General features: G+C 73.5%; 18 protein-coding genes. 10 read left to right on the top strand and 8 right to left on the bottom strand.

The features are described from left to right. The first annotated feature begins 12 nt into the window (after positions 1–12). Genes ABEB17_RS02725 through ABEB17_RS02710 form a run of 4 tightly spaced genes read left to right on the top strand, consistent with a single transcriptional unit; the run spans position 13 to position 3,631 of the window. Positions 13–924: an ABC transporter ATP-binding protein gene (locus ABEB17_RS02725; protein ID WP_345715026.1), complete on the top strand. Its 912-nt coding sequence runs from the start codon at positions 13–15 to the stop codon at positions 922–924. Beyond that, positions 921–2,120 carry an ABC transporter permease gene (locus ABEB17_RS02720; protein WP_345715025.1) on the top strand — a complete coding sequence of 400 codons (1,200 nt, stop codon included), beginning with the start codon at positions 921–923 and terminating at the stop codon, positions 2,118–2,120. Before ABEB17_RS02725 ends, ABEB17_RS02720 begins: the two co-directional genes overlap by 4 nt. 30 nt (positions 2,121–2,150) lie before the next feature. Next, positions 2,151–2,993: a PHP domain-containing protein gene (locus tag ABEB17_RS02715; RefSeq protein WP_345715024.1), complete on the top strand. Its 843-nt coding sequence runs from the start codon at positions 2,151–2,153 to the stop codon at positions 2,991–2,993. Positions 2,994–3,004: 11 nt separating this feature from the next. Beyond that, positions 3,005–3,631 carry a MarC family protein gene (locus ABEB17_RS02710; RefSeq protein ID WP_345715779.1) on the top strand — a complete coding sequence of 209 codons (627 nt, stop codon included), beginning with the start codon at positions 3,005–3,007 and terminating at the stop codon, positions 3,629–3,631. A gap of 3 nt (positions 3,632–3,634) precedes the next feature. Here ABEB17_RS02710 and ABEB17_RS02705 read toward each other — a convergent pair whose 3' ends face one another. After that, on the bottom strand, positions 3,635–4,495 hold the full coding sequence (locus ABEB17_RS02705) for an oxygenase MpaB family protein (RefSeq protein ID WP_345715022.1): 861 nt from the start codon (positions 4,493–4,495) through the stop codon (positions 3,635–3,637). 49 nt (positions 4,496–4,544) lie between these two features. Beyond that, a complete protein-coding gene (locus ABEB17_RS02700; protein WP_345715021.1) occupies positions 4,545–4,922 on the bottom strand; it encodes an ATP-binding protein in 378 nt (125 codons plus the stop codon). A gap of 90 nt (positions 4,923–5,012) precedes the next feature. Between ABEB17_RS02700 and ABEB17_RS02695 the strand changes: the two genes are divergently transcribed. Then, positions 5,013–5,807 (top strand): ParA family protein, encoded by a 795-nt coding sequence (locus tag ABEB17_RS02695; protein WP_378227060.1) that lies wholly within the window; start codon positions 5,013–5,015, stop codon positions 5,805–5,807. On the opposite strand, the gene ABEB17_RS02690 is transcribed toward ABEB17_RS02695, so the two are convergent. Beyond that, positions 5,765–6,355, bottom strand: a complete 591-nt coding sequence (locus tag ABEB17_RS02690; protein WP_345715019.1) for a 2'-5' RNA ligase family protein — start codon at positions 6,353–6,355, stop codon at positions 5,765–5,767. The genes ABEB17_RS02695 and ABEB17_RS02690 overlap by 43 nt on opposite strands. 10 nt (positions 6,356–6,365) lie before the next feature. Beyond that, complete coding sequence (locus tag ABEB17_RS02685) at positions 6,366–8,093, bottom strand: DEAD/DEAH box helicase (protein WP_378227061.1); 1,728 nt, start codon at positions 8,091–8,093, stop codon at positions 6,366–6,368. A gap of 195 nt (positions 8,094–8,288) precedes the next feature. Here ABEB17_RS02685 and ABEB17_RS02680 point away from each other — a divergent pair, with 195 nt between their 5' ends. After that, positions 8,289–8,993: a ferritin-like fold-containing protein gene (locus ABEB17_RS02680; protein WP_345715018.1), complete on the top strand. Its 705-nt coding sequence runs from the start codon at positions 8,289–8,291 to the stop codon at positions 8,991–8,993. A 38-nt stretch (positions 8,994–9,031) separates the two neighbouring features. On the opposite strand, the gene ABEB17_RS02675 is transcribed toward ABEB17_RS02680, so the two are convergent. The 3 genes from ABEB17_RS02675 to ABEB17_RS02665 all read right to left on the bottom strand — a co-directional run bounded on the left by ABEB17_RS02675 (position 9,032) and on the right by ABEB17_RS02665 (position 10,355). Continuing rightward, positions 9,032–9,295, bottom strand: coding sequence for a GlsB/YeaQ/YmgE family stress response membrane protein (locus tag ABEB17_RS02675; protein WP_345715017.1), 264 nt, complete (start codon positions 9,293–9,295; stop codon positions 9,032–9,034). A 60-nt stretch (positions 9,296–9,355) separates the two neighbouring features. Next, positions 9,356–9,580 (bottom strand): DUF3107 domain-containing protein, encoded by a 225-nt coding sequence (locus tag ABEB17_RS02670; protein ID WP_345715016.1) that lies wholly within the window; start codon positions 9,578–9,580, stop codon positions 9,356–9,358. A gap of 103 nt (positions 9,581–9,683) precedes the next feature. After that, positions 9,684–10,355 (bottom strand): TetR/AcrR family transcriptional regulator, encoded by a 672-nt coding sequence (locus ABEB17_RS02665; protein ID WP_345715015.1) that lies wholly within the window; start codon positions 10,353–10,355, stop codon positions 9,684–9,686. A 154-nt stretch (positions 10,356–10,509) separates the two neighbouring features. Here ABEB17_RS02665 and ABEB17_RS02660 point away from each other — a divergent pair, with 154 nt between their 5' ends. The 3 genes from ABEB17_RS02660 (at position 10,510) to moeB (ending at position 13,878) form a co-directional block, all read left to right on the top strand. Next, positions 10,510–11,826 carry a hypothetical protein gene (locus ABEB17_RS02660; RefSeq protein WP_345715014.1) on the top strand — a complete coding sequence of 439 codons (1,317 nt, stop codon included), beginning with the start codon at positions 10,510–10,512 and terminating at the stop codon, positions 11,824–11,826. Positions 11,827–11,930: 104 nt separating this feature from the next. Then, a complete protein-coding gene (locus tag ABEB17_RS02655) occupies positions 11,931–12,641 on the top strand; it encodes a DUF3152 domain-containing protein (protein ID WP_345715013.1) in 711 nt (236 codons plus the stop codon). A 34-nt stretch (positions 12,642–12,675) separates the two neighbouring features. Beyond that, the gene (gene moeB / locus ABEB17_RS02650; RefSeq protein ID WP_345715012.1) at positions 12,676–13,878 is read left to right on the top strand and encodes a molybdopterin-synthase adenylyltransferase MoeB; all 1,203 of its coding nucleotides are present in this window, start codon (positions 12,676–12,678) and stop codon (positions 13,876–13,878) included. On the opposite strand, the gene ABEB17_RS02645 is transcribed toward moeB, so the two are convergent. Further along, positions 13,872–14,273 carry a hypothetical protein gene (locus tag ABEB17_RS02645; protein ID WP_345715011.1) on the bottom strand — a complete coding sequence of 134 codons (402 nt, stop codon included), beginning with the start codon at positions 14,271–14,273 and terminating at the stop codon, positions 13,872–13,874. The genes moeB and ABEB17_RS02645 overlap by 7 nt on opposite strands. Before the next feature lie 34 nt (positions 14,274–14,307). Between ABEB17_RS02645 and ABEB17_RS02640 the strand changes: the two genes are divergently transcribed. Then, a complete protein-coding gene (locus ABEB17_RS02640) occupies positions 14,308–14,631 on the top strand; it encodes an MGMT family protein (protein ID WP_345715010.1) in 324 nt (107 codons plus the stop codon). Positions 14,632–14,655 lie beyond the last annotated feature (24 nt).

Below are 14,655 nucleotides of genomic sequence, written 5' to 3'. Positions count from 1 at the left end.
TAGGGTCGAACGATGGCTGCAGAGCTCGAGTTGGACGACGTCAGCAAGCGCTACGGGGACGTGGTGGCGCTGGACCACCTGTCGCTCGGCCTGGTGCCGGGCGAGCTGTTCGGGTTCGTCGGCAGCAACGGCGCCGGCAAGAGCACCGCGATGCGCATCGTGCTCGGGGTGCTGGCCAGCGACGGCGGTCAGGTGCGCTGGCAGGGCCACCCCATCACGGCCCAGGACCGGCAGCGGATCGGCTACATGCCAGAGGAACGCGGTCTCTACCCTCGGATGAAGGTCGGCGAGCAGCTGGTCTACCTGGCCCGGCTGCACGGGCTCGCGCCGGCGCAGGCGACCCGGGCGGTCGCCGAGTGGACCGAGCGCCTCGGGGTGGCCGAGCGGATCGACGACGAGGTGCAGAAGCTCAGCCTGGGCAACCAGCAGCGGGTGCAGCTGGCCGCGGCCCTAGTGCACGACCCCCAGCTGCTCGTGCTGGACGAGCCGTTCTCCGGGCTCGACCCGCTGGCGGTCGACGTGATGAGCGACGTGCTGCGGGACGCCTGCTCGCGCGGCGTGCCGGTCATCTTCTCCAGCCACCAGCTCGACCTGGTGCAGCGGCTGTGCGACCGGGTGGGCATCATCCGGCAGGGCGCGCTGGTCGCCAGTGGCTCGGTCGAGGAGCTGCGGGCCGGCGGCCCCAGCCAGCTCGTGGTCGACGTCCCGCAGGCCGCACCGGGGTGGGCCGCCGGCCTGCCCGGGGTCACCGAGCGGGGGACCGAGGACGGCTGCACCGTCCTGGAGCTCGACTCCGGGGCCGACGACCAGCTCGTGCTGCAGGCGGCGATGGCGACGGGCCCGGTGCGCGAGTTCCGGCGGCGCAGCCCCTCGCTCACCGAGCTGTACCGGCACGCGGTCAGCGAGCAGGAGGAGGCGGCGTGAGCGAGCAGTCCTCGGCCCGTCAGACCATCACGCTGATCACCCGCCGCGAGTTCACCCAGCGGGTGCGCGGCAAGGTCTTCTCGATCACCACCGGGCTGATGGTCGTGCTGGTGGTGGCGACCGCCATCGTGCTGAACATCGTGGCCGGGCACACGTCGTCCGTGAAGGTCGGCGTGCTGCCGCAGACCGCGGCGGTCGCCGACGCGCTGCGCGGCACCGGCGACGCGCTCGGCCAGAAGGTCACGGTCGTCCAGGTGCCGGACGTCGCGGCCGGCGACCAGCAGGTGCGCGACGGCGACGTGGACGCCGTCCTGGTGCAGACCGGCGGCACCGTCCAGGTGGTGGTGAAGAAGCAGCTGGACGACTCCCTGAAGTCCACCCTCGCGGTGCTGTCGCGCCAGCTCGCCCAGGACGACGCGGTCAAGGCCGCGGGGGGCGACCCGCAGCAGGTGAACGCGGCCATCGCCGGAGCCCAGGTGAAGGTGCAGCCGCTGGAGACCGCCACCCAGTACCAGGCGGAACGGGTCGTGCTCGGGCTCGCCGCCGGGATCCTCGTCTACCTGGCCCTCATGATCTACGGCCAGACCGTCGCCCAGGGAGTGGTGGAGGAGAAGACCAGCCGCGTCGTCGAGCTGCTGCTGGCCACCGTCCGCCCCTGGCAGCTGATGCTGGGCAAGGTGGCCGGCATCGGCGCGGCCGGACTGGTGCAGATGGTGCTGGTCGTCGGCGCGGGCATCGGGGCCGGCCTGGCCACGGGGGCGCTGACCATGCCGTCGTCCGTGGCGGTCGGCACCGCGGTGTGGGCCGTCGTCTGGTTCGTGGTCGGCTTCGTGATGTACGCGCTGCTGTTCGCCGCCGCCGGTGCGCTGGTCTCGCGGCAGGAGGACGTCGGCGGGGTGACCGCGCCGATCCTGATGCTGATCATCGTGCCGTACGTGATCGGGATCAGCGTGCTGCCCGCCGACCCGTACAACACGCTGGCGAAGTGGATGTCCCTCGTCCCGTTCTTCTCGCCGACCCTGATGCCGGTGCGGATCGCGATGGGCGTCGCCGCGCCGTGGGAGATCGCGCTGAGCCTCACGCTGTCCGTGCTGCTGACGGTGGGGCTGGTCGGCATCACCGGCCGGATCTACGCGAACTCGGTGATGCGCACCGGCGCCCGGGTGCGCCTCGGCGACGCCCTGCGCCCGCTCTGAGGGGTGCTGCTTTCGCAATAGGGTGGGTGGGTGCTCATCGACCTCCACACCCACTCGGCGGTGTCCGATGGCACGCAGTCACCCGCGGACGTGGTCACCAGCGCGGCGCGGGCCGGGATCGACGTCCTCGCGCTGACCGACCACGACACCACCGCGGGCTGGACGAGCGCGGGTGACCAGGCCGTGCGCGAGGGCATCAGGCTGGTGCCCGGCATGGAGATCTCCAGCACCGCCGACGGCATCAGCGTGCACCTGCTCAGCTACCTGCACGACCCCACCGACCCGGCGCTCTCGGACGTCGTCGAGCGCACCCGCAACAGCCGGCTCACCCGCGCCGAGCGCATGGTCGAGCTGCTCTCCCGGGACGTCGACATCACCTGGGACGACGTCCGCTCGCAGGTCGCCGACGGCGGGTCCGTGGGGCGGCCGCACATCGCCGACGCGCTCGTCGCCCGCGGCGTCGTCCGCGACCGCACGGAGGCGTTCGACGGTCTGCTGTCCGCCCGCGCCGGCTACTACGTGCGGCACTACGCGCCGGACGCCGTCGAGGCGGTCCGGCTCGTGGTGGCCGCCGGTGGGGTGCCGGTGATGGCGCACCCGATGGCGCACCTGCGCGGCTGGGTCGTCGAGGACGACGTCATCGCGGAGCTGGCCGGCGCCGGCCTGGTCGGGCTGGAGGTCTACCACCGCGACAACGACGAGGCCGCGCGCGAGCACCTGCTCGGGCTCTGCCGCGAGCTCGGCCTGCTGGTGACCGGGTCCAGCGACTACCACGGCACCGGGAAGCCGAACCGGCTCGGCGAGAACAGCACCGAGCCGCACGTGCTCGCCGAGATCGAGGCCCGCGCGACCGGCACGGCGGTGGTCGGCTGATGGGCTCGTGGATGGAGACGGTGGTGGACGCCCAGCTGCTCGGCTCGGTGTTCGTCACGCTGTTCGTGATCATGGACCCGCCCGGCACGGTGCCGATCTTCCTGGCCCTCACCGCGTCGATGACCGGGCGGCAGCGGGTCCGGGCGGCCCGGCAGGCGGTCGCGGTGGCGTTCGCGGTGATCATCGCCTTCGCGGTGTTCGGCCGCGCGTTGCTCGACTACCTGCACATCAGCCTGCCCGCGCTGCAGTGCGCCGGTGGGCTGCTGCTGCTGCTCGTGGCCCTCGAGCTGCTGACCGGCAAGGACGAGGCGCCGGCCTCCGCGGAGGGGGTCAACGTCGCGCTGGTCCCGCTGGGCACGCCGCTGCTGGCCGGCCCCGGGGCCATCGTGGCGACCATGGTGTTCGTCCAGGGCGCCAACAAGTCCGCCCACCACATCGCGTCGTACGTCGCGATCGGGCTGGGCGTCCTGCTCGTACACGTCTGCCTGTGGGCCGCGATGCGGTTCGCCGGCCGGATCCACCGCATCCTCGGGGACGGCGGGACCACCCTGGTGACGCGCATCGCCGGCCTGCTGCTGTCCGCCATCGCCGTCCAGCTCATCGCCGACGCCGTGCGGGCCTTCGTCGAGCAGGGCTGAGGGTCAGGCGTCGGGGTCCTGGGCGAGCCGCTCGCGCGCGGTCCGCAGGTGCGGCCCCGCGCGCAGCGGCGGCACCAGACCCTGGACGCCGCGCAGGCTCGCCCGCAGCGCGTGCAGGCCGACCGTGGTGGCCGCGCCGTGCAGGGCGGCGGCACCGGGCAGGTCGGGCAGGGAGTACATGCGGCGGGCCCAGGACGGCAGGGAGGCGAAGGCCAACCCGGCCACCGCCGACCAGGCGGGTCGCGCCACGGCGGCGTACCGGGCCGGTATGGGCGGCGCGATCACGTAGCCGACCTCCTCGCGGGCCACCGCCGTGACCCGCAGCTGCGGGCGGACGTCGCGCACCGCCTGCGCGAGACCGGCCAGGTCGCGCGGCACCTCGTGCGGCTCGAGCCCGACGAGCGCCGCCGCCCGGACCTGCTCGGCGACGTACTGGTCGGCGGCGTCGTCGTCCAGCGCCACCCCGGAGCGGCGCAGCACCTCGACCACCGAGTCCACCAGGCAGTCGTGCACCCACGCCAGCAGGTCCGGCTCGTCCACCCGGTAACCCCGCCCCGTGCCCGGGTCGACGGCGCCCATCGCGGCGTGCACCGCGCGGACGTGGGCGCCCGCCGACAGCGCCTGCGCGGTCGTGCCGTACGTGGTGACCCCGATGAACTCCGTCGTCCGGGTCAGCCGGCCCCAGACGTCCTCGCGGAACGACGAGCGCTGGCTGACCGCCTCGGCCGCCCGGGGGTGCAGGGCCTGCAGCATCAGCGCCCGCAACCCGGCGATCCCCAGCATCGGGTCCGCGTGCAGGCGCCAGGTGACCGAGCCGGGCCCGAACAGCCCGACGTCGGGCGGTGGCGGTCGCCTCGAGGTCACGCCTCGACCATGTCAGCCGGGCGCAGGCCCTGCACCTCGGCGCCGCGGGCTATCCGGCCAGCTTCAGCTCGAACCAGACCTGCTTCCCGCGCCCGCCGTTCAGCACTCCCCAACGGTTCGACAGCGCCTCGACGAGGTGCAGGCCGCGGCCGCCGCGCGCGTCCCAGCGCACGTTCTCGGTGGGGACCACGGGGTCGTGGCCGCCGTCGTCCATCGACACCCGCAGGTCGACGCCGTGCAGCTCGGCGTGCAGCTCCATCGGCGGACCGCCGTACCGGATGGCGTTGGTGACGATCTCGCTGGTCAGCAGCACCGCGACGTCGGAGTCGTCGTCCCCCACGCCCCAGTCCGACAGGGCCGCCGCGAGGGCGTGGCGGACGCGCGAGACCTCACGGGTTTCCCCCCTGACGGTCTCCACGAGCTCCACGCAAGGCATTCTTGCCTAGAGCGGCGACACCGATGGGGAATTTACTGTCGTCACTTTCCTGCACTGCTGTCACATCGTCAGGAGGATCCGGTGCCCCGGACCAGCAGCAGTACCCCTCGTTCGGGTCCCCGGGTGGTCGCCGTCGCGAACCAGAAGGGCGGCGTCGCCAAGACCACGACCGTGGCCGCGCTGGGTGCGGCGTTCGCCGAGGCGGGCCGGCGGGTGCTGCTGGTCGACCTGGACGCCCAGGCGTGCCTGACGTTCTCGCTCGGCATCGACCCCGACTCGGTCGAGGTCGCGGTGGACGCCGTCCTGCTGGGCACGGTGGACGCGGCCGATGCGGTGCAGGGGACCGACGACGGCATGGACCTCATCCCGTCCACCATCGAGCTGGCGGGGGCCGATGCCCAGCTGATGGGCCGCCCCGGCCGCGAGTTCGTGCTGCGCACCGCGCTCGAGCCGGTGCTGGACGGCTACGACGTGATCCTGATCGACTGCTCGCCGTCGCTCGGCGTGCTGACGCTGAACGCGCTGACCGCGGCCAGCGAGGTGCTGATCCCGCTGCAGTGCGAGATGCTCAGCCACCGCGGGGTCGGCCAGCTGCTCGACACGGTCGCCGACGTCCAGCGGATCCTGAACCCCCGGCTGAGCGTCCTGGGGATGCTGCCCACCATGTTCGACGGCCGCACCACGCACCAGCGGGCCGTCCTCGCCGACCTCCCCGAGCGCTACGGGGTGCCCGTGCTCGCGCCGCCCATCCCCAAGTCGGTGCGGTTCGCCGAGGCGCCCGCGGTGGGGCGCTCGATCCTCGCCTCGGCCCGCGGCTCGAAGGGCGCGGCGGCCTATCGCGAGGTCGCAGCGACGCTGCTCGACGGCTGGGCCTGATCCCCGAGCGGGATCGACGCGGCGTGCGCCCAGATCTCGTCGTCCCCGCGGGCGAAGACGGCGATCCGGCTCGCGTGCGCCTGCAGCGGCCCGGTCTCGGCCAGCGCTGAGCGGACCTGCGCGAGCACCGCCTCGTCGCCGTCGGCCGAGACGGTCACGTGCATCGTGGGGTCCGGGTGCAGGCCCTCGTACGGCGGGTACTCGGGGAACGCCTGCAGCACGTCCCGCAGGAGCGCATCCAGGGCCGGGTTCGTGGTCGGCCGCAGCCAGACCACGGCCGAGCCCTCGAACAGGTCCGCGGAGGCGAACTCCAGGTCGAACGGCACATGGGACGACGCCACCCGGCGCAGCAGCGCCATCGCGCGCTCGTCGTCCGGGCCGGCCCAGGGCGTGAGCAGGGTGATGTGCGGCGGGAACCGGCGCTCGATCGGCAGCGCCGGGTGGTCCGGCGCGTAGGACGTCGACCGCCACGGCGAGGTGAACTCCGCGAGCTCCGGGAGAGCCAGGAGCAGGCCGGTGGTGAACCGGGCCGGTTCCGGGAGGGTCATTCCCGAGGTGTCAGTCCGCGGTCGGGGTCGCCGCTGCGGCCCCGGCACCCGCACCACGACCGCGGCCGCCACGGCGGCGACGGCGGCGCTGGCCGCCCTCACCGGTGCCGTTGGACGCCGAGTCCGCCTGCTCGCCACCCTGGTCGGACGCCGGGCCGCTCGCGTCGGACTGACCACCGCGCGTGCGACGACGGTTGCGCTCGCGGGGCGGGCGCTCGTCGTCCGCCTTCGGCTGGCTGCTCGAGCCGGTCGAGCCGGTCGAGCGGCTCGCGCCGTCCCGCCGTCCACCGCTGCTGCGTCCGCCGTCCTTTCCGTGACCGTCCTTGCTGCGCCCGCCGTCCTTGCTGCGGTGCGTGCCGGTCTCGCCCAGGTCCTCGACCTGCTCGGCCCGCAGGCCGGCGCGGGTCTGCTGCGCCTTCGGCAGCCGCCCCTTGGTGCCCTCGGGGATGTTCATGTCGCTGAACAGGTGCGGCGAGTTCGAGTACGTCTCCTGCGGCTCGGGGATGCCCAGGTCGAGGACCTTGTTGATCAGGCCCCAGCGCGGCAGGTCGTCCCAGTCGACGAAGGTCACCGCGACGCCGGTGCGGCCGGCCCGACCGGTGCGCCCGATGCGGTGCAGGTACGTCTTCTCGTCCTCGGTGCACTGGTAGTTGATGACGTGCGTGATGCCCTCGACGTCGATGCCTCGGGCGGCGACGTCGGTCGCCACCAGGACGTCGACCTTGCCGTTGCGGAAGGCGCGCAGCGCCTGCTCACGCGCACCCTGGCCGAGGTCGCCGTGGATGGCGGCCGAGGCGAAGCCACGCTCGGCCAGGTCGTCGGCGACCTTGGCGACGGTGCGCTTGGTCCGAGCGAAGATCATCGTCAGCCCGCGGCCCTCGGCCTGCAGGATGCGGGCGATCATCTCGACCTTGTCCATCGCGTGGGCGCGGTAGACGAACTGGCTGATCGCCTTGAGCGTGGCGCCGTCGTCCGCGGGGTCGATCGCGCGGATGTGCGTCGGCTGGGTCATGAAGCGGCGGGCCAGGGAGACGACGGCACCCGGCATGGTGGCCGAGAACATCATCATCTGGCGGCCGTCAGGCGTGAGCGCGAGCAGCCGCTCGACGTCCGGCAGGAAGCCCAGGTCGAGCATCTCGTCGGCCTCGTCCAGCACCAGGGCGCGGACGTGGCTCAGGTCGAGGTGGCCCTGCTGGGCCAGGTCGAGCAGGCGGCCGGGGGTGCCGACCACGATCTCGATGCCCTTGCGCAGGGCCTCGACCTGCGGCTCGTAGGCGCGGCCGCCGTACACGGTGAGCACGCGCGTCTGGCGCAGCGAGCTGGCGGTGTCGAGGTCGCCCGCGACCTGCACGGCGAGCTCACGGGTGGGGACGACGACCAGGGCCTGCGGCTTGCCGGGAGCCTCGAGGGCGTCCCAGCCGTCCTCGCCCGGGGCGACGCTGCGCTGCAGCAGCGGCAGGCCGAAGCCGAGGGTCTTGCCGGTGCCGGTCTTGGCCTGGCCGATGATGTCGTGGCCGTCGAGCGCTACGGGCAGGGTCATCGCCTGGATCGGGAAGGGGGAGGTGATGCCCACCCGGGCCAGGGCCTCGACCATGTCGGCGCGCACGCCGTAGTCGCCGAAGGTCGCCGCCGCCTTCTCGGGCGCGGCCTCCTCGAGCTCGGCGCTGTTGTCGATGGTGGCCAGGTCGTGGTCGACCTGGTCGGGGTCGGTCACGTTGTCGATCGCGTTGTCGGTCACTCAGGAGCCTTCGGTCGGGCGGGGCCGCACGCCGGGCGCTCGGTGGCGCCCAGCGGGCCGCTGCGCTGGGGGGAAGCCGATCGGTTGTCTTCAGGCTCGTGCCGTGGCGACGAAGGTGCCGTCTAGTGCTCTTGATGTCCGACCGGGCATCCGGGATCGCCACCAGTCTACCCGCCCCGGCTACGCTCCGTTGCCATGAGCGTCCCGACCGACGGCGACCAGCCGGACCCGATGGCCGATCCCGACTACCGGGAAGCCGTCGTGGACCTGCTCGGCGCGATGGCGTACGGCGAGCTGACGGCCTTCAGCCGCCTCGCCGCGGACGCCGAGCTGGCTCCGACGCTGCCCGACAAGGCCGCGCTGGGCCGTCAGGCCGCGCACGAGTTCCACCACTACGAGCTGCTCGAGGCCCGGCTCAAGGAGCTGGACGCCGACCCGGCGCGGGCCATGCAGCCCTTCGTGGCGGCCATCGACGAGTTCCACGACCGGACTCGCCCCTCGAGCTGGCTCGAGGGCCTGGTCAAGGCCTACGTCGGCGACGGCATCGCCACCGACTTCTACCGCGAGGTGTCCGCGTACCTCGACCCCGGCACCCGCGAGCTGGTGCTCGAGGTCGTGCAGGACATGGGTGGCGCCGAGTTCGCGGTGCGCACCGTGCGGGACGCGATCGACCGGGACGGCTCCGTCGGCGGACGCCTCGCGCTGTGGGGTCGCCGGCTCGTCGGGGAGGCCCTGTCCCAGGCGCAGCGCGTGGCCGCCGAACGCGATGCCCTCGGTGGCCTGCTCGTGGGCGGGGGCTACCACTCCGGCGGCGCGGACCTGGCCGAGATCGGTCGGATGTTCGCGCGGCTCACCGGTGAGCACACGCGACGGATGGGCCGGCTCGGGCTCTCGGCCTGAGCCGACCCATCCGGGGTCGGTGTCGTGTCAGGGAACGATCAGGTCGTGCGGCCTCGCTTGAACGACGCCACTGCGGCGACCCCGATCACGGCCAGGATCACCTGCACCAGCACCTCGACCCAGTCGATGCCGTTGGTGTCGCGCATGGATCCCACGATGAACGTGCCGATCAGGGCGGCCACGATGCCCACCAGGATCGTCCACAGGATGCCGATGGGCTGACGGCCCGGCAGCAGCAGACGGCCGAGGGCGCCGATGATGGCGCCGATGATGATCGCGCCGAGAAAGCCTTCAATAGTCATGCGGTGAGCGTGACAGCAAGGGCCCGGACCCGCCACACGAGCGGCGGGGCCCCAGGTGGCTCAGAGGGTGCCGAAGCCCACGCGGCGCTCGCCCTCGGCGCCGATCTCGACGTAGCCGATCACGCCGGCCGGGATGACGACGCTGCGTCCCTTGTCGTCGGTGAGCTCGAGCGGCTTGCCGCCGGTGACGGCGGCGGCGACCAGCGCGGAGATCTCCTTCGCGCTCTGGTTCGACTCGAGCGTGATCTCGCGGGCGACGTTCTGGACGCCGATCTTGACCTCCACGGGGGTGGCCTCCTGGCTTCTGGGCGGAGCGGACGGATGTGGGTACGAGGTGGAACGGGAACGAGCTGGGCGGGACGCCGAGACGTCCCTGCTGCCGTGCAGGCTAACGGGCCGCGTCGTCCGCCTGTTCCGCGTCCGCCGGGTGTTCGCCCAGGGTGGACGCCTTGGGGAAGCCGCCGAGCCCGCGCCAGGAGAGCTGGCCGATCAGGCGGCTCGCCGCGTCGCGCGGGATGGACCCCTGCGTCGTCATCCAGTAGCGGGCCGTCACCTGCGCCATGCCGGTGAGGGCGACACCGAGCAGCAGCGCCTCGTCCTCGGGCAGTGCGGTGTCCTCGCTGATCACCTCGGCGATGGCCTCGGCGCAGCGGGCGGTCACCGCGTCCACCCGCTCACGGACCGCCGCCTCGCTGGTCAGGTCCGACTCGAAGACCAGTCGGAAGGGCTCGCCCTTGCGGTCCACGAACTCGAAGTAGGCGGCCATCGTCGCCGCGACGCGCTGCTTGTTGTCGTGCGTCGACGCCAGCGCCTGCCGAACTGCGGACACCATGGCCTCGGTGTGCTGGTCCAACAGCGCGAGGTAGAGCTCCAGCTTGCTCGGGAAGTGCTGGTAGAGCACGGGCTTGGACACGCCGGCCTGGTCGGCGATCTCGTCCATGGCGGCCGCGTGGTAGCCGGCGCGGACGAAGACCTCCTGCGCGGCGACCAGCAGCTGGGCGCGCCGGGCGTCCCTGGGCAGCCGGGCGCTGCGACCTCGGGTGGCCGGTGACGTGGTCACGTTCCTCCTCGGGGAGCCTGCCGTTGTCGCACGATCCTAGAGGCCGGTACGCCGTTCGGGACGCTCCGGTAGCCCATTCGGAGGTTTGGGGCGCTCTCGGGCTCTTGTTGGACCACCCCCGGTGCGACACTCACAAGGTGACCGGGAGCCTGAGGTGAGTGCGTACGAGGTGGACGCTGCCACCATGTGCGACGCCCTCAGCCACGTGCCTGGAGTCGAGCACGTCGTCCTGGAGTTCGACGAGCGCGGCGACGGCGTCCTGCGCGTGCAGGTGTCCGGCGACCTCGACCACGCCTCCGTCGTTGGTGCCGCCGTGCACCAGATGAGGCACCGTTTCGGTCTCGGCATCGAGCACCAGCGACTCAAGCTCACCGGTCCGACCGGCCGACCCGTCGTGGCCGTGGTCGAGACCATGGCGGCACCGTCCGCCGTCCTCACCCAGACCGAGGAGCGGCCGGCGTTCGAGCCCTCGTTCGACGAACCCTCGCCGCTCGAGCGCGCGGCCCTGGCCGCGGCCGCCTCGCGGGACGCGCTCGTCGTGGACGAGGTCGTGGACGAGGCCGACGACGATGCCGACGACGAGGCCGACGACGAGGGTGCCGACGACGCGGCGGGCCAGGTCCACGAGGTGAGCCGCACCGAGGACACCGTGCCCGGCATCGCCATGGCCGACGTCCGGGCCGAGCTCGAGGGCGCCACCGAGCAGCTGCCTGACTTCTGGCCCGAGCTGGGCGACGACTCCGAGCTGCGCAGCGCCGTCGACGACGTGTTCGGCGGTGTCGTCCCGGAGTCCTTCCGTCGACGCGCCGCCCGTCATCGAGCGCTGCCGAAGCAGGCCGAGCCCGCCGACGCTGGGACCCAGCCGGAGCCTGACGTCGAGGCTGAGGTCGAGGCTGAGGCCAGGTTTCCGGAGCCGGCCCAGCCGACGGCCGTGGAGTCCGACCCGACCCTGACCGCGTCCGACCTCGCCGAACCCGACCTGACCGAACCCGACCTGACCGAACCCGACCTGACCGAACCCGACCTGACCGAGCGTGCGCCCGTCGTCCGGGCCGCCCGGCGTGCCACCGACTCCCCGCGGGTCGTCGTGGAGCGGATGGTCGTGACCAGCGAGCACAACAAGGTCAGCGCCAGCGTCCACCTGCGGGCCGGCGACGTCGTGCACGAGGGGACGGCCACCCGTCCCGCCACCGGCTCCGGGGCCCACCGGGCGCTCGCGGCGGCCACCGCGGCCGCGGTCGAGCAGGTCGTCACCTCCCCGGCTCGCCTCGAGGTCGACCAGGTCGACATGCTCCAGGTCGGCCCCGACCACGTCGCCGTCGTCGTGCTCTCGCTGCTCGGCCCGGCCGGCATCGACCGGCTGACCGGATCGGCGCTGGTCCGCGGCGACGCGCAGGACGCCGTCGTGCGGGCGACCTTGGACGCCCTCAACCGGCGTGCCGGCCTGGGCGGGGACCGCGGCCACGCCTGAGGCGTGCCACCCTTGACCCCGTGACGTCCCAGCCCGCGCGGCCACGCCGCCGAGTGTCCGGACGGGTCCCCAGGCGGGTTCGGCGACGTCGCACCATCGTCGCGGTGCTCGCCGTCGCGGTCCTGGCCGCCGGGGCGACCTGGTGGCTGGTGGGCGGCGGCTCCCCGCCGGCGGCGGGTCCGGCGGCGTCGTCCGGGGCGTCGTCCGGGGCCACGTCCAGCCCGACTCGGACCCCGACCGAGAGCCCCACCCCGACGGCCACGGTCACCACCGGAGCCCGGCCGACCTCGACGTCGGTCGCGACCGCGGGTACGGGGCGTCTGGTCACGGTGCCAGGGGACGTCGCGGCGCCGGGCCGCGGGCCGGTGACCACCGTGCGGGTGCGGGTCGAGCAGGGTGTGGACGTCGACGAGGCGGACTTCGCCAACCAGGTGATGGCCACGCTCAACGACTCGCGCTCCTGGGGCCACGGCGGGCGTCGCTCGTTCGCCCGGACCGATGCCAGCGCCGACGTGGACGTCGTGCTGGCCAGCCCGACGACGTCCGCCCGGCTGTGCCGCCCCCTGCAGACCTTCGGCAAGCTGTCCTGCCGCAGCGGTCGGCAGGCCGTGCTGACGTCCTACCGGTGGGTCAGGGGCACGCCCGAGTTCCCGGAGCTGTCCGTGTACCGGCAGTACGTGGTGAACCACGAGGTCGGGCACGTCCTCGGGCACGGGCACGAGCAGTGCCCCGGGGCGGGCCGGCTCGCACCGGTCATGCAGCAGCAGACCAAGCAGGTGGCGCCCTGCCGACCCAACGCGTGGCCGTACCCCTAGCCGCGCTGTCGCAGCCGGTTCGTAGAGTGGCCTGGTGAGCCTGCCGCCGCTGGTCGAACCGGGACCCCCGCTGGACCGCGACCAGGTCGCGCGCTACGCGCGGCACCTGCTGATCCCGGACGTCGGGGAGCTGGGTCAGCGTCGGCTGGCGAATGCCCGGGTCGCGGTGATCGGCGCGGGCGGGCTGGGCTCCCCGGCGCTGCTCTACCTGGCCGCCGCCGGGATCGGGACGATCGGCGTGGTGGACCCGGACGTCGTCGAGGCCTCCAACCTGCAGCGTCAGGTCGTGCACGGCGTCAGCGACGTGGGGCGGCTCAAGGTCGACTCGGCGCGGGCCACCCTCGACGAGGTGAACCCGCTCGTCGAGGTCGTGACGCACCCGGTGCGGCTGGACTCGTCCAACGCGCTCGGCGTGCTCGCCGGCTACGACCTGGTCGTCGACGGCACGGACAACTTCGCCACCCGCTACCTGGTCAACGACGCGTGCGTGCTGCTCGGCGTCCCGTGCGTGTGGGGGTCGATCTACCGCTTCGACGGGCAGACCAGCGTCTTCTGGGGTGGCCACGGGCCCTGCTACCGGTGCTTGTTCCCGGTCCCTCCGCCGGCGGGCAGCGTGCCGTCCTGCGCTGAGGGCGGCGTCCTCGGGCTGCTCTGTGCGGCGATCGGCGCGGCCCAGGGCACCGAGGTGGTCAAGCTGGTCACCGGCATCGGGGTGCCGCTCGTCGGCCGGCTGCTGGTGCACGACGCGCTGCGGGCGACGTGGCGCGAGCTCGCCGTCCGGCCGGACCCGGAGTGCGTGGTCTGCGGGGACGCGCCGAGCATCACCCGCGAGACCGGCCTCATCGACTACGAGGAGTTCTGCGGGCTGCCCGGGGCGGTGACCTCGGCGCCGGGTCAGGAGCTGGGCACGGTCGACGCCCAGGAGCTGGCCGACCTGCTGGCCGCGCGCGACCGCGGCGACAGCGACGTCGTCCTGGTCGACGTCCGGGAGCCGGGGGAGCGCGCCATCGTGTCGATCCCCGGTGCGATCGCGGTGCCCCGGGCGGCGTTCGACACCGGTGAGGCGTTCGCGGAGCTGCCGTTCGACCGTCCGGTGGTGCTGCACTGCCGGTCCGGCGTGCGGTCGGCTACGGCGCTCGAGCTGTTGCTGGCCGCGGGGCACCCGGACGCCCGTCACCTCGAGGGCGGCGTGCTCGCGTGGGTCGACCAGGTCGACCCGAGCCTGCCGACCTACTGACAGGCCTTCTTCAGCGAGGTCAGCGCGGACCTCGTCTGGTACGAGGTGGCGTCGGACGAGCCGAGGGTCGTCAGCGGCTTCACGTAGGTGGCCTCGACGCCGGCCTGCTCGGCCGCGGCGGCCAGCGACGCGACGAGCGCGCGGTCGGCGTCGTCGACCTTGCCGTCGGCGAGCGGGCCGGAACCGTCCTGCAGGTCGCAGGCCTGCTTGACGAGCAGCGCTCGGCCCTGGTCCTTGGCCGCGTCGGTGGCCTTGGACGCCGCCTTGCTGGCGGCGCTGGAGGCGGTGGACTTCGCCGCGTCCTCGGCGGCGCCGCACGCGGCGAGCGAGCACGCGGCCGCGGCGACCAGCAGGGTCAGGGCGGGGCGCCGGAGAGGGCGGGAGGCTGGGTGCACGCGCAGAGTGTGCCACGGACGGCAGACTGGGCCGGTGCCCGACACCGACCGGCCCGACGACCACCTGCCCCGGTTCGCCGCGCTCGTCCTGGAGGTCGTCGACCAGGTGCCGCGGGGCCGGGTGCTGACCTACGGGGACGTCGCCGAGTACCTCGGTGAGGGCGGCCCGCGGCAGGTCGGTGCGGTGATGAGCACGTACGGCGGGTCGGTCCCGTGGTGGCGGGTGCTGCGCGCGGACGGCACGCCGGCGCCACAGATCGCGGACCGCGCGCTGGCCGAGCTGCGGGCCGAGGGGACGCCGATGCGCCCCGACGGCACCCGGGTGGACCTGCGACGCGCCCGCTGGGACGGCGACTGACCGGCGTTGTCGGTCGCGTGTGAT

It is taken from the genome of Angustibacter luteus, from assembly GCF_039541115.1.
Taxonomy (GTDB): domain Bacteria; phylum Actinomycetota; class Actinomycetes; order Actinomycetales; family Angustibacteraceae; genus Angustibacter; species Angustibacter luteus.
The sequence above is the reverse complement of the archived record's forward strand: the minus strand, read 5'-3'. Positions and strand labels throughout refer to the sequence as shown.